At 74.0% G+C, this 20,035-nt stretch carries 18 protein-coding genes; 11 read left to right on the top strand and 7 right to left on the bottom strand.

Annotated elements, in window-relative coordinates; translation table 11 throughout:
• Positions 1–431: 431 nt before the first annotated feature.
• From OG417_RS30560 to OG417_RS30550, 3 genes are all read right to left on the bottom strand, one after another.
• A complete protein-coding gene (locus OG417_RS30560) occupies positions 432–641 on the bottom strand; it encodes a TOBE domain-containing protein (RefSeq protein ID WP_329235873.1) in 210 nt (69 codons plus the stop codon).
• Positions 642–1,203: 562 nt separating this feature from the next.
• The gene (locus OG417_RS30555) at positions 1,204–1,824 is read right to left on the bottom strand and encodes a hypothetical protein (protein WP_329235870.1); all 621 of its coding nucleotides are present in this window, start codon (positions 1,822–1,824) and stop codon (positions 1,204–1,206) included.
• 55 nt (positions 1,825–1,879) lie between these two features.
• Positions 1,880–2,911: a nitronate monooxygenase gene (locus OG417_RS30550; RefSeq protein WP_329235867.1), complete on the bottom strand. Its 1,032-nt coding sequence runs from the start codon at positions 2,909–2,911 to the stop codon at positions 1,880–1,882.
• A gap of 645 nt (positions 2,912–3,556) precedes the next feature.
• Between OG417_RS30550 and OG417_RS30545 the strand changes: the two genes are divergently transcribed.
• Positions 3,557–4,423: an LLM class flavin-dependent oxidoreductase gene (locus tag OG417_RS30545; RefSeq protein WP_329235864.1), complete on the top strand. Its 867-nt coding sequence runs from the start codon at positions 3,557–3,559 to the stop codon at positions 4,421–4,423.
• Positions 4,424–4,481: 58 nt separating this feature from the next.
• On the opposite strand, the gene OG417_RS30540 is transcribed toward OG417_RS30545, so the two are convergent.
• From OG417_RS30540 to OG417_RS30525, 4 genes are all read right to left on the bottom strand, one after another.
• On the bottom strand, positions 4,482–6,521 hold the full coding sequence (locus OG417_RS30540) for an ABC transporter ATP-binding protein (protein WP_329235861.1): 2,040 nt from the start codon (positions 6,519–6,521) through the stop codon (positions 4,482–4,484).
• A 114-nt stretch (positions 6,522–6,635) separates the two neighbouring features.
• Positions 6,636–8,099 carry an MFS transporter gene (locus OG417_RS30535; RefSeq protein ID WP_329235858.1) on the bottom strand — a complete coding sequence of 488 codons (1,464 nt, stop codon included), beginning with the start codon at positions 8,097–8,099 and terminating at the stop codon, positions 6,636–6,638.
• A 120-nt stretch (positions 8,100–8,219) separates the two neighbouring features.
• Positions 8,220–10,259, bottom strand: coding sequence for a hypothetical protein (locus OG417_RS30530; RefSeq protein WP_329235855.1), 2,040 nt, complete (start codon positions 10,257–10,259; stop codon positions 8,220–8,222).
• Positions 10,256–10,396: a hypothetical protein gene (locus OG417_RS30525; RefSeq protein ID WP_329235853.1), complete on the bottom strand. Its 141-nt coding sequence runs from the start codon at positions 10,394–10,396 to the stop codon at positions 10,256–10,258. The genes OG417_RS30530 and OG417_RS30525 overlap by 4 nt, the downstream gene beginning before the upstream one ends.
• Before the next feature lie 417 nt (positions 10,397–10,813).
• On the opposite strand from OG417_RS30525, the gene OG417_RS30520 reads away from it, so the two are divergent.
• The 10 genes from OG417_RS30520 (at position 10,814) to OG417_RS30475 (ending at position 19,937) form a co-directional block, all read left to right on the top strand.
• Positions 10,814–11,428, top strand: a complete 615-nt coding sequence (locus OG417_RS30520) for a PP2C family protein-serine/threonine phosphatase (RefSeq protein WP_329235850.1) — start codon at positions 10,814–10,816, stop codon at positions 11,426–11,428.
• 174 nt (positions 11,429–11,602) lie between these two features.
• Positions 11,603–12,760 (top strand): NAD-dependent epimerase/dehydratase family protein, encoded by a 1,158-nt coding sequence (locus tag OG417_RS30515; protein ID WP_329235847.1) that lies wholly within the window; start codon positions 11,603–11,605, stop codon positions 12,758–12,760.
• Positions 12,757–13,956 carry a glycosyltransferase family 4 protein gene (locus tag OG417_RS30510; protein ID WP_329235844.1) on the top strand — a complete coding sequence of 400 codons (1,200 nt, stop codon included), beginning with the start codon at positions 12,757–12,759 and terminating at the stop codon, positions 13,954–13,956. The genes OG417_RS30515 and OG417_RS30510 overlap by 4 nt, the downstream gene beginning before the upstream one ends.
• 13 nt (positions 13,957–13,969) lie before the next feature.
• A complete protein-coding gene (locus OG417_RS30505) occupies positions 13,970–14,695 on the top strand; it encodes a hypothetical protein (protein ID WP_329235841.1) in 726 nt (241 codons plus the stop codon).
• Complete coding sequence (locus tag OG417_RS30500) at positions 14,692–15,060, top strand: hypothetical protein (protein WP_329235838.1); 369 nt, start codon at positions 14,692–14,694, stop codon at positions 15,058–15,060. Before OG417_RS30505 ends, OG417_RS30500 begins: the two co-directional genes overlap by 4 nt.
• On the top strand, positions 15,060–16,166 hold the full coding sequence (locus OG417_RS30495; RefSeq protein WP_329235835.1) for a glycosyltransferase family 4 protein: 1,107 nt from the start codon (positions 15,060–15,062) through the stop codon (positions 16,164–16,166). Before OG417_RS30500 ends, OG417_RS30495 begins: the two co-directional genes overlap by 1 nt.
• Before the next feature lie 233 nt (positions 16,167–16,399).
• The gene (locus OG417_RS30490; protein WP_329235832.1) at positions 16,400–16,984 is read left to right on the top strand and encodes a hypothetical protein; all 585 of its coding nucleotides are present in this window, start codon (positions 16,400–16,402) and stop codon (positions 16,982–16,984) included.
• 79 nt (positions 16,985–17,063) lie between these two features.
• The gene (locus tag OG417_RS30485; protein WP_329235830.1) at positions 17,064–17,651 is read left to right on the top strand and encodes a MaoC family dehydratase; all 588 of its coding nucleotides are present in this window, start codon (positions 17,064–17,066) and stop codon (positions 17,649–17,651) included.
• Entirely contained in the window at positions 17,648–18,934 is a 1,287-nt protein-coding gene (locus tag OG417_RS30480; protein WP_329235827.1) for an acetyl-CoA hydrolase/transferase family protein, read from the top strand. The genes OG417_RS30485 and OG417_RS30480 overlap by 4 nt, the downstream gene beginning before the upstream one ends.
• Before the next feature lie 91 nt (positions 18,935–19,025).
• Positions 19,026–19,937 (top strand): NADP-dependent oxidoreductase, encoded by a 912-nt coding sequence (locus tag OG417_RS30475; protein WP_329235825.1) that lies wholly within the window; start codon positions 19,026–19,028, stop codon positions 19,935–19,937.
• Positions 19,938–20,035: the final 98 nt, after the last annotated feature.

Raw genomic sequence — 20,035 nt, 5'->3', positions numbered from 1 at the left:
GGCCGGGGGATCAGCGTGACGCGCTGGCCTCGGAAACCAGCCGGAGGGATCAGCGTGACGCGCTCGCTTTGGGGGCCGGCCGGAGGATCAGCGTGACGCGCTGGGCCGGGAACCAGCCGGGGTGACGAGCGTGACGCGCTGGCCTCGGAAACCAGCCGGAGGGATCAGCGTGACGCGCTCGCTTTGGGGGCCGGCCGGAGGATCAGCGTGACGCGCTGGCCTCGGAAACCAGCCGGAGGGATCAGCGTGACGCGCTCGCTTTGGGGGCCGGCCGGAGGATCAGCGTGACGCGCTGGGCCGGGAACCAGCCGGGGTGACGAGCGTGACGCGCTGGCCTCGGAAACCAGCCGGGGCGATCAGCGTGACGTACTCGCTCTCCAGGGCAGCCGAGGAGGATCAGCATGAGGTCATTCCACACTCCGGCCTGGTTCTCAGTCGGGAATGGCCAGCATGACGTCCGAGGCCTTGATCACGGCGACGACCTCCCGACCCTCGGACAGCTTCAGCTCGCGCGCCGCCTCAACCGTGATGGACGCGACCATGCGCACGCCGCTCGCATCCAGCTCGACGTTGGCCGTCGCCTCGCCTTCCGTGACACCGACGACTCTGGCCCGGACCTGGTTACGCGCACTCAGCCGCATCATGGCTCCTCCCAGCAGCTGCCGAACCCGTGACCTGCGGAGACGTTCCCACTGGGCAGCACACTCATACCGGCCGGCCGACGCGCTACGCGGCGACGGCGGAAGCGGCACGACGCCGACCACGAGGGCGCCGCAGTGATGGCCCTGACCCCTGACCCCTGACCCATGGCCGTGCGGCTGCCGAGCCGGAGACGCTGACCTGGCAACCACCCGCCGACCGGCCACTACCCGCTGACCTGACAACCACCCGCCGACCTGGCGGTGACCGCGAGGAATCCGCAGGGATGGTCCTGGCCCCTCGCCCCGGGGCCGTGCGGCTGCCGAGCCGGAGGCGCTGACCTGGCAGCCCCACGCCGACCTGCGGCAGCACTGTGATCGCCGACCTGTGGGTGATCGCTGACCTTTGGCAGCACTGTGATCGGTCGAACGTGCTGCGCAGGGCGGCGAGGCGGCGTGGGACGGCGAGCGTCGCCGACCAGCCGACCGTTCCGGGCGGGGACACCGGCGAAGGGGCCTGCGGGACCAGCGGGGGAGCCGGCCGGGGGACGGACGGGATGTGTCCCTAATCGGGGCGGCGGTTGGCGCGGGCGAAGGCCAGGGCCTCGTGAGCCAGGGCCGGCCAGTCACGGCCGGAGTGTGGGTCGAGGCTCAGCCATTCGCGCATCGGCGTGCCCTTGTTCGCATCGAATCGCACGCCCTCGCCGGTGGAGACCAGCTCCCCGACACGGTCGGCGGGTAGTTTGAGCACCAGCCGGTCCCGGACGAACATCGCGAAGATCTTGCCGTGGAAGCGCAACGCCGTCCGGCCGAAGCCGCGGCCGCCGCTCGGCGGGTCGACGCCGTCGATCGCGGTCATCTCCTCGACCAGGTCGGCGTAGCGGTCTTGCGGCTCCTCGGCCGGGTCGGCGTAGCGGTCTTGCGGTCCCTCGGCCGGGTCGGCGTAGCGGTCTTGCGGCTCCTCGGCCGGGTCGGCGTAGCGGTCTTGCGGCTCCTCGGCCGGGTCGGCGTAGCGGTCTTGCGGTCCCTCGGCCGGGTCGGCGTAGCGGTCTTGCGGCTCCTCGGCCGGGTCGGCGTAGCGGTCTTGCGGTCCCTCGGCCGGGTCGGCGTAGCGGTCTTGCGGCTCCTCGGCCGGGTCGGCATGGCGCTCTTGCGGCCCCGCCGCCCGCCCGTCCTCTCCGCTCACGCCCGTCAGCCTAAACACCACCACCGACACTTCCCCCTGCTTGTCCACAAGTGGATCAGAGCTTCCCGGCCAGCCGGGTGAGGATGTCGGCCGCCGGTTCCGCGGTGGCGTGTCGGTGGCCGGTGCCCGCCCACAGGTGGAGTATCTCCTGGTCGTTCGCTGTCGCCGCTGCCTTGCGCAGTGGGCTGGTCAGGTGGTGTACGGCGGGGTAGCCCGACGGAGCGCTGTCGCCGTACCGGTCCGTGAAGCGGTTGCGCAGCCCGCGTGCGGGGCGGCCGGTGAACGCGCGGGTCACGACGGTGCGGTCGCGCGCCGGGTCGGCCAGTGCCGCGCGGTGTGCGGCGGAGGCGCCGCTCTCCTCCGATCGCAGCAGGACCGTGCCGACCATGGCCGCGGCCGCGCCCGCCCGCAGTGCCCCGGCGACGTCGTCCGGCGTGGCGAGGCCGCCCGCCGCGATCAGCGGAAGTTCGGTCGCCCGCCGTACCCGGGCGAGCAGTTCGGTGAGCGGGATCTCCTCCGGCATCCGCTCCGGCGTGAGCGTGCCCGAGTGCGCGCCCGCCGCCGAGCACTGGACGACGAGCAGCCCGGCTCCCGCCTCCTCCGCGCGGCGTGCCTCCTCGGCCGACGTGACGGTCTGGGCGACCAGGCTGCCCGCGGCGCGCAGGGCCCCGACCACGGCCGGCTCCGGCACCCCGAACGTGAAGCTCACGACCGGAACGGGATCGGCGAGCAGCAGGTCGATCTTGTCCTTCCATCGGTCGTCGTCCTCGACCGGTTCGCCGGCGGTCAGATCGAGCCCGTACGGCTCGGCCTCGGGCTGGATCGCCCGTGCGTACCGGCGGTACGCGTCGAGGTCCACGGGCACCGGGTTGGGCGCGAACACGTTGACCCCGAACGGCACGCCCTCGGCCCGTACGGCGGCGATCTGTCCGGCCAGCGCCTCCGGCGTCTTGTAGCCGGCGGCGAGGAAGCCCAAACCGCCCGCCCGCGCGGCGGCCGTGACCAGCGCCGGGGTGCCGGCTCCTCCGGCCATCGGCGCCGCGAGCACCGGAACGGTCAGGCCGAGGTCGGGCAATGGTGAACCCATGTCTCTCCTCATCGCGGTCGGCGGGCGGACCGGCGCGGCACGGATCGCCGCGTCCGGGGCACGTCCGGTGACGTCAGACTCTCATCGTGCGGTACGGCACCCGTCGGCGGACCGGCCCTCCGGCACCCTTCTCCCCGCGGACCGACCCGGCGGCCACAGCCGATCCGGTGGCATGGGCCGATCCGGTGGCGCTGCTTCGCGTACGCCCGTCACCGATATCGCGCCATCCCGGGCATTCTCTTGACCGCGGTCCGCTCCGGTGGCGCGGCCCGCGTACGTCCCGTCGCGGGCATTGTCCCGTCTCCGGCGTTCTCCTGACCGGGGGACCGCTCCGGCGGCGCGGGCCGCGCGTACGTCTCGTCACCGACGTCGTCCCGCCCCGGCATCGTCCCGGGCCATCGGACCATCCCCGTACCGCCTTGGCTCGCCCGTGCGCCTTCGTGTACACCCGTGCCTTCTCGTGTGTCCCCGTACACGTCCTTCGTACGCGTGCCTCCGTACCCAGGCCCGCGCGGCAGGCGCACCTCGCCGTCAACACTCCCGCGTCCGCCGTCGGCGCCCGCTCCTCCGCCGCACCGTCGGAGCCGGTTCGGGGAAGTATCGGGAGATCTTCCGCGCGCGCAGCGGGTCCGTGAGGATGGGCTCATGACCGTACTCGGCGCCGTCAGCCTGCCCCAGCTGCCACCCGAACGCCTGCGCGACCTCGCCCGTGTGGCCGACGACGCGGGGCTGGAGGAGCTGTGGCTCTGGGAGGACTGTTTCTGGGGGAGCGGCGTCGCCACCGCGGCCGCCGTGCTCGGCTGGACCGGGCGGCTGCGCGTGGGAGTCGGGCTGCTGCCCGTGCCGCTGCGCAACGTCGCCCTCGCGGCGATGGAGATCGCGGCGCTGCACCGGCTCTTCCCCGGCCGCGCGACGATCGGCGTCGGCCACGGTGTCCAGGACTGGATGGCGCAGGTCGGCGCGAAGGCCGAGTCGCCCGTGACGCTCCTGCGCGAGCATCTCGCCGCCCTGCGTGCGCTGCTCGGCGGGGAGGAGGTCACCGCCGACGGACGGTACGTTCACCTCGACAAGGTCAAGCTGGACTGGCCGCCCCGGACGCCTCCGCCGATCGTCGCGGGCGCGACCGGGCCGTGCACGCTCCGGCTGTGCGGTGAGGCCGCCGACGGCACGATTCTCACCGCGGGCACGGCGCCGGACGACGTACGAGAGGCTCGCCGGCTCGTGGACGAGGGCCGCGCGGCGGCCGGACGCACCGGCCCGCATCAGATGATCGTCTACCTTCTCACCGCGACCGGGCAGGGCGCGGAGGAGCGGCTGGCGGCCCAGCTGCGCCGCGCCGGCCACGACCGGACGGCCGGCGTCGCCGGTGACGCGCGTACGGTCGCCGACGCCGTCCGGCGGTGGGCGGACGCCGGCGCCACCACCGTCGTCCTGGAGCCGACCGGCGACGAGCCCGACCCGGAGGGTTTCGTACGGTTCGCGGCCGGGCAGGTCCGGCCGCTCCTCGGCTGAACGGTTGGCAGACGCCGGTTCGACCTCCCCGGTGACGCCCGGCGGTGGCACGGCGCGTTCACGCCAGAGACGATCGGACGTCTTCCTCGGCGGCTTCCGGGGTGGTCTCGTACGCGGCGGCCTGCAGGAGGTACAGCTCGCGGTAGGCGCCCTCGCGCGCCATGAGCTCATCGTGGGTGCCGCTGGCGGTGATCCGGCCGTGCTCGAGCACGTGGATCACGTCGGCGTCGCGGATGTTGGCCAGGCGATGGGTGATCAGGACCACGGTACGGCCGCGCATGTGCCGTCGGATCGCCTCGAAGAGCGTGTGCTCGGCGCGCGCGTCCAGGTTCGAGGACGGCTCGTCGCAGATGATCAACGGTGCGTCGCGGTAGAAGCCGCGGGAGACGGCGACGCGCTGCCACTGCCCGCCGGACAGCTCGTGGGAGTCCTTGAACCGGCGGTCCAGCATGGTCTCCCAGCCATGGGGCAGCGAGGCGACCACCTCGTCGGTGCCGGCGGAGACGGCGGCCCGGTCGAGGCGCGCGGGGTCGTCCTCATCGCCCAGCACCACGTTGGCGCGCGCGGTCATCGGCCAGTGGGCGTGGTCCTGCGCGATGACCGCGACCCGTGAGCGTACGGCCTGGGCGTCGGCGTTCGCGAGGTCCACCCCGTCCCAGCGGATGCGGCCGGACCCCGGCGTGTACAGGTGGGCGAGCAGCTTGGCCAGCGTGCTCTTGCCCGATCCGTTCTCCCCGACCAGTGCCATGATCTGCCCGGCGGGCAGGGTGAGCGACACGTCCCGCAGGGCCGGTTCGTCGGCCCCGGGATAGGTGAACGACACGTTCTCCACGGTGATCGCGGCGAAGCCGCCGGAGACGTCGGTGGTGGCCGGCGGCGGCAGGTGGGTGCGCGCGGTCGCGAGGAACGTCGTGTAGTCGGTGAGGTACAGGCCCTGCTCGTAGCACTCGTTCACCGCGTGGACCAGCTGGGACAGCGCGGCCCGGCTCGTACGGATGGCCAGGACGGCGGTGCCGGCGACGGCGAGGGGCAGCCACGCCGCGGCGAGCAGCAGCGCGAGCACGAGGTAGACCAGTCCACCGGCCAGCCCGGACCCGGCGTCCCCGGCGAGCCGGGTGGCGACGTTCTTGCGCGCGAGTCGGAGCTGGGCGTCGCGGTAGACGTCCGCCACCCGCCGGTACTGGGCGAGCAGAAGGCCCTGGAGGGTGTACGAGCGCAGGTCGGCGGCGTACCGGCGGTTGCTGAGCAGGTCGCCCAGGATCACCGAGTGGTAGCGGGGACCGACGGTCTGCACCATCATCACGTACCGCGAGCGCGCGACGCGGATCGCCGCCCAGGCCTCGGGCAGCGCGGTGACGAGCAGGAGCGGGAGCAGCACCGGATGCAGCGTGGTGATGGCGATCGCGGCGGCCGCGAAGGAGGTCACACCGGTGACGATGTCGATCGTGGCCGAGACCACCTGCTGCGCCGCCGAGGCGCCCGGCCCCTCGGCGCGCATGAGGGCCTCGTAGAACTCCGAGTCGTCGTAGCTGGCCAGGTCGATGCGGCTCGTCACCTCGTACAGCTCCACCTCGGCCCGCTGCTGCACCCGCGGTGTCAGCCTGGCCTGAGCCCATCCGGCGGCGGCCGACAGCAGCGACCGCAGGATCGCCGCCCCGCCGACGAGGAGCAGGGACGGCAGCGCCGCGCGTACCCGTTCCGGCGTCGGGCCCGCGGCGAGCAGGGCGTCGAGCACACCGGTGGTGGCGAGCAGGCCCAGCGCGGTGAAGACGCCCGACATCAGGTTCAGCGCGACCGTGGTGACCGTGTCGGCGGGCCCCGCGCGCCAGGCCAGGCGCAGCGCCTGGCCGACCAGCGCGGGCAGCCGGCGGGCGACGGCCGTGAACCGCGCGGTCGCCGCCGCCTCGGCGTGGTCGTACCAGTGAAGCGTCGCCACCGTCGGCAGGACGTCTTCCTTCCCGGGGGTGTCGCCCGTGCCCGGCGCGGCGTCGTCTGAGGCGTCGTCCTGCCCGGCGGCGGTGCGTCCGCCGGGGATGTCGTCCTGCTCTTGCTCTCCGTCGTCGTCTCGTACGGTGTCGGCCGATGGCGTCTCTTCCATCCCACCCCCAGGCTCCGCCCCCATGATGAGCGCGCCCGGGACGGCCCGCTGTGTCACGTGGCACGGTCGGGGGAGCCGGGCGTACGGACGGACGGACGGCTCGGCGTGGCCGCTCTACCGGGCGGCGCTCACGGCGGGCCGCTCGGCGGAGAGCGGAGCGGCGATGTCCTCCAGCGAACGCCCCGCGGCCTCCACGCCGATGACCAGTTCCACGATGCCGGCGATGATCATCAGACCCGCGCCCAGCAGGTAACCGTCGGCGACCGTGCCCGCGTGGCCGGTGTCGACGAGCTTGCCGAACAGCAGCGGGCCGATGATGCCGCCGAGCGCGGTCCCGACGGCGTAGAACGCGGCGATGGCCATCGCGCGGGTCTCCATCGGGAAGATCTCCGAGACGGTCAGGTAGGCGGAGCTGGCGCCGGCCGAGGCGAAGAAGAACACCACGACCCAGCAGACCGTGAGTGTCACGGCGGACAGGTGGCCGCCGCGGAACAGCATCGCGGTGCCGATCAGCAGCACCCCCGACAGGATGTACGTGCCGGAGATCATCACCTTGCGGCCCAGCCGGTCGAACAGGCGGCCGAGCACGAACGCGCCGCAGAAGTTGCCGAGGCCGATCGGGATCAGGTACCAGCCGGCGTGGTCGTCGGGCGTCTTGAAGAACTTCGACAGGACCAGCGCGTACGTGAAGAACACCGCGTTGTACAGGAAGGCCTGGCCGACGAAGAGCGAGAGTCCCAGGACGGTGCGCCGCGGGTAGCGGTTCACGGCGGTGCGGACGATCTCGCCGAAGCCGATCGTGTGACGCTGGCGGATGGTGATCGTGTCGTCCACCGCGCCGAGCGGTCGCCCGCTCTCGTCGGCGACCTCCCGCTCGATGCCGCGGACGACCTCCTTGGCCTCGTGTTCCCGCCCGTGGATGAACAGCCACCGCGGGCTCTCCGGGACGATCCGCCGGACGAAGAGGATGCCGACGCCGAGAACGGCGCCGAGCGCGAACAGCAGCCGCCAGCCGACGTTCTCCGGCAGCAGTGAGGCGTTGAGCACCGGCACCGACAGCAGCGCCGCGAAGGTCGTGCCCAGCCAGAACGACCCGTTCACCACGATGTCGACGGTGCCGCGCAGCCGGGCCGGGATCAGCTCGTCGATGGCGGAGTTGACCGCCGCGTACTCGCCGCCGATCCCCATGCCGGTGACGATCCGGCAGAGATAGAACCACAGAGGGGTGAAGGAGAACGCGGTCGCCACGGTCGCGAGCAGGTAGACCGCGAGCGTGACGAGGAAGAGCTTCTTACGTCCGAACCGGTCGGTGAGATACCCGAAGACGAGCGCGCCGGCGCACGCCCCGGCCACGTACAGCGCCGCGCCCAGGCCGACCTGCGCGTCGCTCAGCCCCAGTCCGCCGGCCTTGGAGGTCAGCCGCGGGCCGATCACCCCGACGACGTTCACCTCGAGGCCGTCGAGGATCCACACGGTGCCCAGGCCGACGAGGATCAGCCAGTGCCAGCGCGCCCAGGGGAGCCGGTCCAGCCGTGCGGGCACATCCGTCTCGATCGTTTTCAGACCATCGGCGCCCATACGGCCTCCTCGTTCCCTCGTCGTCGATCGGAACTGACGAGGTGAATACCCTCCTCTCCATCCGCAAACGTGCATACCGGACGGCGGGCCCCGGGGCCCGCCGTCCGGCCGAGGACACCTTCAGCGAGGGGGATCCGGCTCCTGGCCGTCGGGTTCGGCGGGTTCCGCCCGTGTGTCCTGCGGCTCGTCCGTTCCGCTCGCCGGGCGCGTCGCGCCTTCCGCCGGTGGTGCGGGAGGCGGCGGTGGGCCGTAGCCGGGCGGAGGCCGGTAGCCGCCGGGGCCGGGCGGAGTGCCGTACGGACCAGGGGGCGGGCCGTACGGGCCGGGTGGTGGATCGCCCGCGCCGGGTGGCGGCGCATACCCGCCGGGCTGAGGCTCGTACGCGCCGGGTGGTGGGCCGTACGCTCCGGGCGGAGGGCCGTACGCGCCGGGTGGCGGAGCGTACGCTCCGGGCGGAGGGCCGTACGGGGCAGGCGGCGCGGAGCCGTAGCCGGGGCCGGGCCACGGCGCGTGTGCCGGCGGAAGCGAACGCGCGTCCGCCTCGGCGTCGCCCGCCGGGCCGGTGGTGATGACCAGCCGGTCGAGGTAGAAGATCTGCAGCGCTCCCAGGGCGAGGAACAGCACGATCACCACGAGGAGCGGCGTCGCCGCGCCGACGGACGGGTTGGACGTGTAACCGCGCAGGTCCGCCAGCACGGCGATGGGCGCGGTCCGGGACTCGGGGGTGGTACCCACGATGAACGGCCACAGCACCCCGTGCGCGCCGAACAGGACGGTCACGCCGCCCATGAGCGCGGCGAGCGGCAGCGCGGGCACCACGACCTGCGAGAAGAAGCCGGGTCCACCGGCGCGCCACCGCGCCGCGCGGGTCCGGCAGAACAGCGTGAGCACGAGCAGCGACGGCACGCTCAGCAGGACCGGCGGCACCAGTCCGATGAAGTGGTTGAGCAGGCCGAGATGCCGGGCGTTGTCGAAGCCGGCGATGCTCAGCGGCGCCACGCCGACGAACAGCCACGGTGAGAAGACCAGCAGCAGCCACTCGCTGTGCCGGCCGAGCGGACGCAGGCCACCGATCCCGAGCGCGGCCAGGAACGCCGTGCCGACCGAGACGATCGCACCCAGCACCGGCGGTGCCCAGGTGTTGAGCAGGATCCGCGCCGCGGACGGCCGCAGCGGAGCGGTGTGCTCGGCCGAGAAGAGGGCCGACAGCCACGGCCATGCGCAGACGACGCCGACGATCACGACGACGACGAGGGCCAGAGCGCCGATCACGAGGCGGCCTCCGGCGTCCGGCCGCCTCGGCGCCGCTTCGTCGCCCGGTCCGAGTTCGATCCGCAGCCCGGTCCGTACGGCGATGACCGTCGCGACGATGCCGAGCACGCCGAGCGCCAGCCCGCTCACGGTCGCGACGGCCGCGGCGCTGCCGAAGTCCATGTAGAGGAACGCGCTCGTGTACTCCAGCGCCGCGAGCGTCGGCCGGGGACTCATCGTCAGGCTGACCGAGAGCGCCTGGAGCGCCACGGCGATGCCCGCCAGCACGACGATCGAGCCGACCGCGAGGAACGCCGGCGTGAGTCGGCGCCCCCGCGCCCGGCCGCGGAAGATGGGCAGGAAGACGAGCAGCGCCAGCCCGCACAGCAGACCGAACATCGCCGCGGACGTGATGAGCTGCGAGGAGGGCGACCACGCGCTCCTGGAGGGCACCCGGCCGAACATCGTCGCGATCCCGCCGTCGCGCTGCCCGATGAGCCACGCGGCGGCGATCGCGACCAGAGAGAACGTCACGAGCGGCAACGACAGCAGCACCCGGCCGACGCGACGCGGCCAGGTGCCGGCCCGGTCGAGCGCCGCGGCGAGCGCGGGCCCGACCACCAGCAGGATCAGCAGCGGCACCAGGGCGAACGACAGCGAGAAGGCCAGGGCCTTCCAGAACGCGCCGTGTCCCAGGAAGTACGTGTAGTTGCGCAGGCCGGCGGAGTGCGCGGTACCCCGGATACCACCGCCCGCCTGGAAGCTCCGCGCGATGGTCTGCACGCTCGGCACGACCAGCGTGACCAGCCAGGTCAGCGCCGCCGGAATGAGGAGGAGCAGCCCCGGACCGCGGCGCGGCGCCGCACCGCCGGGCGGGGCGACCGCAGGCGCCGGAGGGTAGGGCGTCATGGGCCCTCCTTCGTCGGGGAGATGCGCCATGCGGCCGTGTCTTCGATTCCCTCGCTGCGCTCGGTCATGGGCCCTCCTTCGTCGGGGAGATGCGCCATGCGACCGCGTTTTCGATCCGCTCGCTCGCGCTCGGTCATGGGCCCTCCTTCGCCGGAGAGGTGGGCCGGGCGGCCGGGCCCTTCGGTTTTCTCGCCGCGCTTGGTCATGGACGCTCCGCCGGTGCCGATTTCGTCGCCGATCCGATGATCGGCCAAGCCGACCGTAGCGTCACGCGATATCCGCTGTCCCGGGGCATTCGGGGCAGATCATTCTTTTCGCGTCAGGAGCCCTGGATCCGGCGTTCTCGTTCCCGCGCGGCGGCCCCGATCCCGACGGCTGGGAGCGCAGCACCCGCAGCATGCAGGCGTCGGTGCGCCGGGCGTCGGTCACGGGGAGACGCGACGTTCAAGGGCCGATCCAGCACGACATCCCGGTGAAGGACCGTCCGGGGGAGTTCGACCAGGCGGTACTGGAGCACGGTCACCAGCCCGGTCCTCGGCCCCGACGGCGATGCCGTGTTCTTCATCACCCGCTCCGAGGACGTGACCGAGTTCGTCGCGCACCGGCGTCGCCTCCGGTCACGGCGGAGCGGTGACGGCGATGGCCCGGACGCGTTCCCGGTCCTGGAGGCCGAGCTCTACTCTCGCGCCACCGAGCTGTACGAGGTCAACGAGAAGCTCGGGATGGCCTACGCGCGGGAGCGGAAGGTCGCGCTGACCCTCCAGCGGGCCATGCTGCCCGCGGCCGACGGCGGCTCCCGCGCCGACGTGGCCGTGCGCTACCTGCCCGCCGTCGACTCGCTCAACGTGTGCGGCGAGCTCCTCCAGCCCGACGGCACCGTCCACTTCCTCGACCAGTCCACCGACCCGCCCCTGGGCGTCCGCGTGACCGACCTCCCCAGGCCCCAGGTGGAGCTGGCGTACGCCCCCGGCGCCACCCTCGTCCTGTACACCGACGGCCTCGTGGAGCGCCGCGGCGAGGACATCGGCGACGGGTTGCGCCGCCTCACCGAGGGCCTTCGCCGGCACGCCCCGCTCGACCCCGAGCCGCTGGCCGAGGTGCTCCTGTCCGATCTCGGCGTGGCCGGCGGCGCCGCGGACGACACCGCCCTCGTCGTCATCCGGCTCTGAGCGACCACCCGGCCCCCCACGCGCCGCAGGGTGCCGCCGGCCGAAAAGAGGCTGACTCACCCCTCCGCCCGACGAGGGCGACGCGACCCCTGGACACCGCTCCCGACGGACGAGGGCTCCAGGAGGTCATCGAGCGCAGGCCACCGGAACGTACCGGTACGGGGGGGATCCGCTATGGTGCGCACCGTGCGGGCGGTGGTGACGGGGGCGGCCGGGTTCATCGGGAGCCATGTGGCGGAGGCGATGGCCCGTGCCGGGCACGAGGTGGTCGCCGTCGACGCGCCCGCGCGTTCCGCCTCGCCCGCCGCCGCGCGGGTGAACTGGGCGGGTCTCGCGGACCGGTCCGGCGTCCACCGGGTCGAGACCGACCTCGCCATCGACGACCTCACCTCCCTCGTACGCGCGGACGTCGTCGTGCACCTGGCCGGCCGGCCCGGTGTCCGCAGCTCGTGGGGTGAGGGCCGCGCCGCCGCCGTCCGCGACAACGTGACCGCCACCCGCCGGCTGCTCGCCGCCTGTGAGGCCGCCGCCGCGCCGCCGCGCGTCGTGGTCGCCTCCAGCTCCTCGGTGTACGGCTCGGCCGGCGGCCGCCCGAACACCGAACGGGACCCACTGCGGCCCGCCAGCCCGTACGCCTCCAGCAAGGCCGCGATGGAACGCCTCGCCGCACGGGCCGCCGCGCGCGGGCTGCCGACCGTCGTGCTGCGGTACTTCTCCGTCTACGGTCCCCGGCAGCGGCCGGACATGGCCTTCCACCGGTTCATCGAGGCGGGACTCGCCGGCCGGCCGTTGCCGGTCTTCGGCGACGGCGGCCAGTCGCGCGCCTTCACCCACGTCGCAGACGTCGTCGCGGCCACCGTCGCCGCCGCCACGACCGGCCTGCCGCCCGGCACCGTGCTCAACGTCGGCCACCCGGCGCACGTCCCGGTACGGGACGCGATCGACCTGCTGGCCGGCCTGCTCGGCGTACGACCACGGATCGACCACCGGGCCGCCGTGCCCGGCGACGCGGCCCGCACCTGGGCCGACAGCGGCGAGGCCGCCCGCCTCCTCGGCTGGTTTCCCCGCATCGGCCTGGCCGAGGGCCTCACCGACCAGATCGCCTGGCACCGCCGCCGCGCCGCGTACCCCGAACCCCCGCACGCCGCGGATCCCGAGCCGCCGTATGCCGCCGGAGCCGAGCCCCCGTACGCCGCCGGTGCCGAACCGCCACGCGCCGCGAGCGCCGGGCGGCCGTGCGCCGCCGGAGCCGAGCCCTCCTACGCCGCCGGTGCCGAGCCGCCGGGTGCTTCCGGTGCGGGGCTCGCGCGCCCCGCCGGGCGGTCGGTGTGACCGCGCCGGGGCCGGCGCGGTGGCGGGAGGTCCGCGCGGCGTACTTCGCCTTCGACCGGTTTCCCTCCAGCAAGGGCTCCGCGGTGCACATCGGGCAGATGGCGGCCGCGCTGTTCGAGGAGTTCGGCGGCGGCCTGCTCGGCGTGCTCGGCGGGGGCGGCCTGCCGCGTTACCAGTGGGAGCCGGACCGCGGCGTCGAGATCGCCCGATTCGGCGAGCGGATTCCCAACCTCATCGACCGAGCGGAGGCCTACTCCGCCTGGGTCGCCGCGCACCTGGCGCCGCACGTTTCCACGCTGCGCGTCTGTCACGTCCGCGACCCGTGGAGCGCCCTGCCCGTCGTGACCGCGCCCGGCCGGGGCTACCGCGTGGTGTACGAGGTGAACGGGCTGCCCTCCATCGAGCTGGCCCACACCTGGCCGCTCGCGCCGCCGGCCACGCTCGCCGCGATCGCCGGGCTGGAGGACCGCTGCCTGGAGCGGGCGGACGCGGTCGTGGTGCCCTCGAACGTGATCGCTTCCGCGCTCGTGCGGCGGGGCGTGCCCGAGGGCAGGATCCACCTGGTGCCGAACGGCGCCGACGTGCCCTCCGAGACGCCGCGCCCGCCCGACGCGCCGGAGCGGTACATCGTCTACGTGGGCGCGCTGCAGCCGTGGCAGGGGCTCGACGTGCTGCTCCGCGCGTTCGCCCGGCTCGCCGACCTGACCGGGCTCCGACTGGTCATCTGCTCGTCCGTGCCGGAACGCCGGGCGCGGGCGCTGCGCCGGCTCGCCGGGCGGCTCGGCGTCGCCGACCGGATCGTCTGGCGGTTCACGCTGCCGCACGCCGAGGTGGCCGCCTGGCTCGCCGGGGCGGAGGTGTCCGTGGCGCCGCTGACCGGCTGCGCGCGCAACGTCGACCAGGGCTGCGCGCCGCTGAAGATCCTCGAGTCGATGGCCGCCGGTACGCCGGTGGTCGCGTCCGGGCTTCCCGCCGTACGGGAGATCATGGCCGACGGCGCGCACGGGCGCCTGGTCGCCCCGGACCGTCCCGCGGAGCTGGCGCGTGTCATCCGCGTCCTGCTGGAGTACCCGGAGGCCGCGCGAGCCATGGGGGAGCGCGGGCGCCGGCGCGTACGGGAGGAGTTCGGCTGGGCGGCGACGCGGGCGAAAATGGCCATGATTTATCGGTCTATGACTTCGAATATGGACAATTGATAGTGTCCGCCTCATGTTCTGGCGGAAGACCCGCGAAGCGATCGGCCGCTTCCACCCCGCGCACCAGCGGCTGACGCTGGAGCGCACGGTCTCGGCGTCGTCCGTTCCCGGCGAGTGGGCGGCCGTTCTGGCGAGCCTTTCCCAGCACGAGGCGACGGTGAGACGACGAAAATGGCGGCTGCCGTCGCGGACGACGGCGGTCCTCGTCCCGATCATCCACGTGCTGTCGGAGGACACGGCGCCCGACGGCGCGATCGGTGTCGCCGCCGACCTCCGCGGGCCCGGCGCGCCCGGTAAGAAGGGCCCCGAACGTGACCTGCCCGTCGGCGGGCGCGTCCGCCGGCTTACCGAGTGGTTCGTCCTGGACCCCTGGCTCCAGGTGCGCGCGGAGCTGCGGGACGGCAGCGTCCTGGAGATCCGGGTCACCGACCGGATTCGCCACCGGAAGATCCACCGGGTCAACGCCCGCGGCAAGCACAAGTGGAAGACCAAGAAGAAGGCGGTGCAGCGCATCGACGCCAAGCGCACGCTGGCGCGGGACGCCGCGGTGCGGCGTCCGGGCACCGCGCCGCCCGCGTGGATCCGGGTGCGGGTCAAGGACGGCAAGCGGGTCGCGCTGAACGCGACCGCCAAGCTTCCCCGCGTGCCCGAGGAGAACGACCAGCTCCAGGCGATCCTCACGGTCGTCGCCGAGTTGTTCCGCTGGACCCCGCCGCAGGCCTCGGGGAGGACCGCGTGAACCCCTGCGGAGCGACCACCGGGTTCTTCGTCCTCGGCCGCTGTGACCGCCCCGCGGTCACCGCGTGCCGCTGTGGCCGCCCGGTGTGCGCGGAGCACGTGGACGCCCAGGGTCTGTGCCCGGAGTGCTCCGGCGTCCAGGGCTACGCCGACCCTTACCGCCCGGGCTGGGCGCGCGGCTACCGTCGCGCGCACTACCAGCGGACCTCCTACGACTACGGCGACCCGGTCCTGTACGACACCTACGACGGCTACGACCGGGAGGGCTTCGACCAGGGCGGCGACTCCGGCGACTCCGGCGATGACTTCGACATCGGCGGGGACCTCGGCGACGGCTCCGGTGACGGCGGCTGGGACGACAGCTGATGCGCGTGCTGTGGCTCACCGAGCACTACCCGCCGAGCCGCGGCGGCATGGCCGAGTCGTGCGACCGGATCGTCCGCGGCCTGCGCGGTGCGGGCGTGGAGGTCGACGTCGCGCACCTGACCCGGCGCGACCGGCCGTGGGGGAACGAGCGGGAGTACGGCGGCGGACTGCTGACCGTGCCGCTCGGCGACGGCCCCGAGCACGCGCTGCGCCGCCTCTGGACCGTGCTCGCCGGTCATGCCTACACGCACGTCGTCGCGTTCGGCGGCACCCACGCGCTGCTGGGCGCCCCGGTCATCGCCGCCTGGCTCGGCGTGCCGCTGGTCACCTGCCTGCGCGGCAACGACTTCGACACCGGGGTCTTCTCGCTGCGGCGCCGCGAGACGCTGATGAGCGCGCTGCGCGCCTCGGCGCGCGTCTGCGTGGTCGCCCGCTCGCACGCGCCACTGGTCTCCGCGCTCGTGCCCGAGGTGGCCGTGACCTGGGTGGCCAACGGGATCGACACGGCGAACTGGGAGATCCTGCCCTCCGAGCGGTCCCGCGCGCAGGCGTGGCGGGCCTCCGCCGTCGCGCCCGGCCGCCGGGTCCTCGGTCTCGTCGGGCAGCTGAAGAACAAGAAGGGCGTCGGGTTCCTGCTGGACGCGCTGCTCGGCTCCGGCCACGCGGAGCGGTTCCACCTGCTGTTCGTCGGGGAGCTGGAGGACGGTGTCGCCGAGCGGCTCGACGCCGTCGCCTGGACGCGGATGCCCTTCCTCGACCGGTTCGCGCTGCCCGCCGTGTACGCGGCCTGTGACCTCGTCGCCCTGCCCTCGTTCTACGACGGCCTGCCGAACGTCGCGCTGGAGGCGGCCGCCCTGGGCGTACCGCTGCTCGCCTCGGACGCGGGCGGCCTCGCCGACCTGGCCGACGACGAGATCGGCTTCACGTTCACCGCCGGCGACCCGCACGGCTGCCGGGCGGCCGTCCGCCGCGCGGCGCGCGCGACCGGCGACGAACTGGCCAAGCTGGGCGCCGCCGCCGAAGAGCGGGTGCGCCGCGACTTCACCCCGGCGGCGGAGACGGCGGGTTACCTGGCCGTCCTCCGGGAGACCGGGAGCGACCGCTGATCGTCTGTTACGCGCACGGCGGCGGACTCGGGCACCTCACGCGCATCCGGGCGTACCTGCACACGCGGGAGGCGCGCGGGCCGGTCACGATCCTGACCGGCTCGCCGTTCGCCGCCGACCCGCGCGTCACCGGCGGCCGTCCCGTACGGTCCGCGCCGGCCGGCCTCGACCGCGACGGGCTCACCCGATGGGCCGCCGCCACGCTGGCGGAGCTCGCGCCCGCCGAACTCGTGGTGGACGCGTTCCCCGCCGGGCTGGCCGGAGAGCTGTCCGCGCGAGCCGTTCCGCCCGGCGTCCGCGTCGTGCACCTGGCGCGGCTGCTGCGCTGGGACGAGTACCGGCCGCTGCTGCCGGCCGAGCCGCTCGCCTTCGACGAGACCTGGCTCGTGGAGCCGGTGACCGCCGGACACGAGGCGTATCTGCGGTCGGTGTCCGCCGCCCTCGCCCCGCTGGAACTCGCCGAACCCCCCGCCGCGCCTCCGGCGGCTCCGCCCGGTGGCTGGCTGGTCGTGCACTCCGGCCCGCCCGGCGAGACCGCGGAGCTGGTCGCGTACGCGCGGGAGACCGCCGCGCTGGAGGGCGTACGGCCACGGTTCACGCTCGTGTCGCCGAGCCGCCCCGCGACACTGCCGGACGACGTCGCCCACCTCGACGTCTACCCGGCGTGGCCGCTGTTCGCCGGCGCGGAGCGGATCGTCACCGCCGCCGGCTGCAACGCCGTACGGCAGGCCGCCCCGTGGGCGGACCGGCACCGGATGATGCCGTTCCCGCGCCGCTTCGACGACCAGTTCGCCCGCGCCGCCCGGGCCCGCGCGTGACACCGGGGCGGGCGCGGGCGGCCCGAGCGGGTCGGGAACGATGGGACCGAGGCGGCGAACACGTGAAGGAGTGGCGAAGATGAACGAACCGAACACGGGCGGGCCGGAGCGGTCCGGCGGCACGGTGTCCTGGACCGGCCGCTACTTCGAGGACTTCACGGTCGGTGACGTGTACCGGCATCCGCTCGGGCGCACCGTGACCGCGACCGACAACGCCTGGCTGACGCTGCTGACCCAGAACACCGCGCCGCTGCACTTCGACACCCACTACGCGTCCCAGACCGAGTTCGGCAGGCCGCTGGTCGACTCGACGTTCACGCTCGCGCTGGTCACCGGGCAGAGCGTGACCGACATCTCCCAGCACGTGATGGCCAACCTCGGGTGGGACCGGGTGCGGATGCCGAACCCGCTGTTCGAGGGCGACACCGTCTACTCCCAGTCCGAGGTCCTGTCCGCCCGGCCCTCCAAGTCCCGCCCGGACGTCGGCGTCGTCACCGTCCGTACGGTCGGGTTCACCGCCGAGGGAAGGATCGTCATCACCTTCGAGCGCACGCTGCTGGTCTACAAGCGCGGCCACGGGCCGCGCTTCGCCGACGTCCAGCCCGAGTGGGACCGCCGTTCGCGCGCCGCCGCCGGCCTCCCGGCCGACGACGGCGAGTCCTCGTGACGGGGACCGCCCGGCTCGACCGGCCGAACGCTCCCGGTGACGTGCTCGAGCACGTCACCGCCGGCGCGGACCTGATCGTCCCGCTGTTCAACGGAGAGCCGCACACGGTCATGGACGCCCTGGAGGCGGGCGCCGCGGAGCTCACCGGCGTACGGGTGCACCAGATGGACCCGGTGCGCGAGCGTCCGTACATCCGAGGAGAGTTCCCCGGGCGGCTGGAGCACGTCAGCTACTTCCTCGGCCCCGGCGACCGCCGGGCCTACTGGAACGGCACCTGCGAACTCGTGCCCGCGCACTTCAGCGAGGTGCCGCTCCTGCTGCGCCAGACCACGCGCCGTGACCTGGTGCTGGCGGCGGCGAGCCCGCCCGACCGGCACGGCTACTTCAGCCTCGGTACGAACGCCGACTACGCGGCCTCCTTCATCGGAGAGACGCCGTTCTTCCTGGAGGTCAACGCGCGGATGCCGCGGACGTCCGGGCAGAACCAGCTGCACATCAGCCAGATCGCCGGCTGGTGCGAGGCGGACTACCCGCTCGCCGAGACGGTGCCGCCCGAGCCCGACGAACGCGACGCCAGGATCGCCGAGTACGTCGCGGAGCGCGTGCCGGACGGAGCCTGCCTCCAGATCGGGGTCGGCCGGATCCCGAACGCCCTCCTGGCCTCGCTGCGCGGCCACCGCCATCTCGGCGTGCACACCGAGGCGATGTCCGACGGCCTCATGGACCTGGTGGAGTGCGGGGCGCTGACCGGCGCGCGCAAGCACCAGCAGCGCAACAAGCACGTCGCGACGTTCTGCGTCGGCAGCCGCCGGTTCTTCGACTGGCTCGACGACAACCGCTCGGTGGCGCTGCTGCCGGTGGAGTGGGTGAACAACCCCCGCGTCATCGCCCGCGAGCCGCGGATGGTCTCGATCAACGCCACGAGCGAGGTCGACCTGCGCGGTCAGGCCGCCAGCGAGACCATCGCCGGGCGGTACTGGTCCGGCTCGGGCGGCCAGGCCGACTTCGCCCGCGGCGCGATGTACTCGGCGGGCGGACGGGCCTTCCTGGTGACCCACGCGACCACCCACGACGGCACCAGCAGGATCACCGTCGACCTGTCACCGGGCAGCCCGGTCACGACGCTGAAGAACACGGTCGACCACGTGGTGACCGAGTACGGCGTCGCCGAGCTGCGAGGGCGGAGCCTGTCCCGCCGCGCCGAGGCCCTCATCGCCATCGCGCACCCGGACCACCGCGACCGGCTGCGCCACGGCGCCCGGCGGGCCGGCCTGCTGCACTGACCCCGGGTGGCGATCTTCGGTCCGGTGGATCGATCCTGGATCCAGGGGGTGTGCTCACCCGCGGTCGCGTGGCGGGGAGGAGGAACGCCGGATGCGAGCCTGTGGAGTGACCGAGGCCGGCGGGAGGGTCCGGGCGCTGGAACTGCCGGACCCGGGCCCGCCCGGCGCCGGCCAGGTCGTGGTGGCCGTCGAGGCCGCCGGAGTCGGCGCCTGGGACCGGCTACTGCACACCGGCGGGTGGGATGTGGGCCTGGTCCCGCCCGCCGCGCTGGGCGTCGAGGGGACCGGGCGGGTGATCGCCACCGGTGAGGGCGTCGAGGAGCCGGCCGACGGCGACGCCGTGCTGGTGCACGAGGCACCGCTGCCCGGCGGCAGCGGCTTCTGGGCCGAGCGTGTCCTGCTCACCGCGGAGGCGCTCACCCGGCGCCCGGACGATCTCGATCCGGAGACCGCCGCCGCGCTGCCCGTCGCCGGCCTCACCGCGCGGCAGGCGATCGACCTGCTCTCGCTCGAGCCGGGGCAGCGGCTCCTGATCACCGGCGGGGGAGGCGTCACCGGATCACTCGCGCTCCAGCTCGCCGTGGCCGCCGGCCTCACGGTGTCCACGACCGCGTCGGAGTCGAGCGCCCGGCGGCTGCACGAGCTCGGCGCGGCCGAGGTGGCCGACTACCACGACCGCGGCTGGACCACACGGCTGGAGGGCGGCTTCGACGCCGCGCTCGTCGCCGCCGAGGGCACCGCCGTCGAGGCGATGGGCCTCGTACGCGACGGCGGCCTGCTCTGCTCGCTGACGTCGGACGCGCCGCCGCCACGCCGGGACGTGGCGAGCACCAACCTCTACGTCCGGCCGGACCCGGCACAGCTCGCCGCGCTCGCCGACGACGTCGTCGCCGGCCGCCTCCGGCTCACGCCCGAGGCGATGCCGCTCGCCGAGGGCCCGTCGGCGCTGAGCCGAGTGGCCGCCGGCCGGGCCGGCGGCCGGAAACTCGTCCTGCTGCCCTGACGCCGTCCCGCCCGCGGGGGCCGTTCGACGCGAGGCGGGAGCCGCACCCCCGCGGTTCTCGCCCCACGCCGTCTTCCGTGCCTGCCGGATCACCTTCG

The organism is Actinoallomurus sp. NBC_01490 (genome assembly GCF_036227085.1).
Lineage (GTDB): Bacteria > Actinomycetota > Actinomycetes > Streptosporangiales > Streptosporangiaceae > Actinoallomurus > Actinoallomurus oryzae.
The sequence above is the reverse complement of the archived record's forward strand: the minus strand, read 5'-3'. Positions and strand labels throughout refer to the sequence as shown.

What these genes read in the sequence shown, in the direction of transcription:
- OG417_RS30560 (WP_329235873.1), bottom strand. Translation starts at nt 641, where the DNA reads ATGCGGCTGAGTGCGCGTAACCAGGTCCGGGCCAGAGTCGTCGGTGTC.
- OG417_RS30550 (WP_329235867.1), bottom strand. Translation starts at nt 2,911, where the DNA reads ATGGGTTCACCATTGCCCGACCTCGGCCTGACCGTTCCGGTGCTCGCG.
- OG417_RS30545 (WP_329235864.1), top strand. Translation starts at nt 3,557, where the DNA reads ATGACCGTACTCGGCGCCGTCAGCCTGCCCCAGCTGCCACCCGAACGC.
- OG417_RS30540 (WP_329235861.1), bottom strand. Translation starts at nt 6,521, where the DNA reads ATGGAAGAGACGCCATCGGCCGACACCGTACGAGACGACGACGGAGAG.
- OG417_RS30535 (WP_329235858.1), bottom strand. Translation starts at nt 8,099, where the DNA reads ATGGGCGCCGATGGTCTGAAAACGATCGAGACGGATGTGCCCGCACGG.
- OG417_RS30530 (WP_329235855.1), bottom strand. Translation starts at nt 10,259, where the DNA reads ATGACGCCCTACCCTCCGGCGCCTGCGGTCGCCCCGCCCGGCGGTGCG.
- OG417_RS30525 (WP_329235853.1), bottom strand. Translation starts at nt 10,396, where the DNA reads ATGACCGAGCGCGAGCGAGCGGATCGAAAACGCGGTCGCATGGCGCAT.
- OG417_RS30515 (WP_329235847.1), top strand. Translation starts at nt 11,603, where the DNA reads ATGGTGCGCACCGTGCGGGCGGTGGTGACGGGGGCGGCCGGGTTCATC.
- OG417_RS30505 (WP_329235841.1), top strand. Translation starts at nt 13,970, where the DNA reads ATGTTCTGGCGGAAGACCCGCGAAGCGATCGGCCGCTTCCACCCCGCG.
- OG417_RS30495 (WP_329235835.1), top strand. Translation starts at nt 15,060, where the DNA reads ATGCGCGTGCTGTGGCTCACCGAGCACTACCCGCCGAGCCGCGGCGGC.
- OG417_RS30485 (WP_329235830.1), top strand. Translation starts at nt 17,064, where the DNA reads ATGAACGAACCGAACACGGGCGGGCCGGAGCGGTCCGGCGGCACGGTG.
- OG417_RS30475 (WP_329235825.1), top strand. Translation starts at nt 19,026, where the DNA reads ATGCGAGCCTGTGGAGTGACCGAGGCCGGCGGGAGGGTCCGGGCGCTG.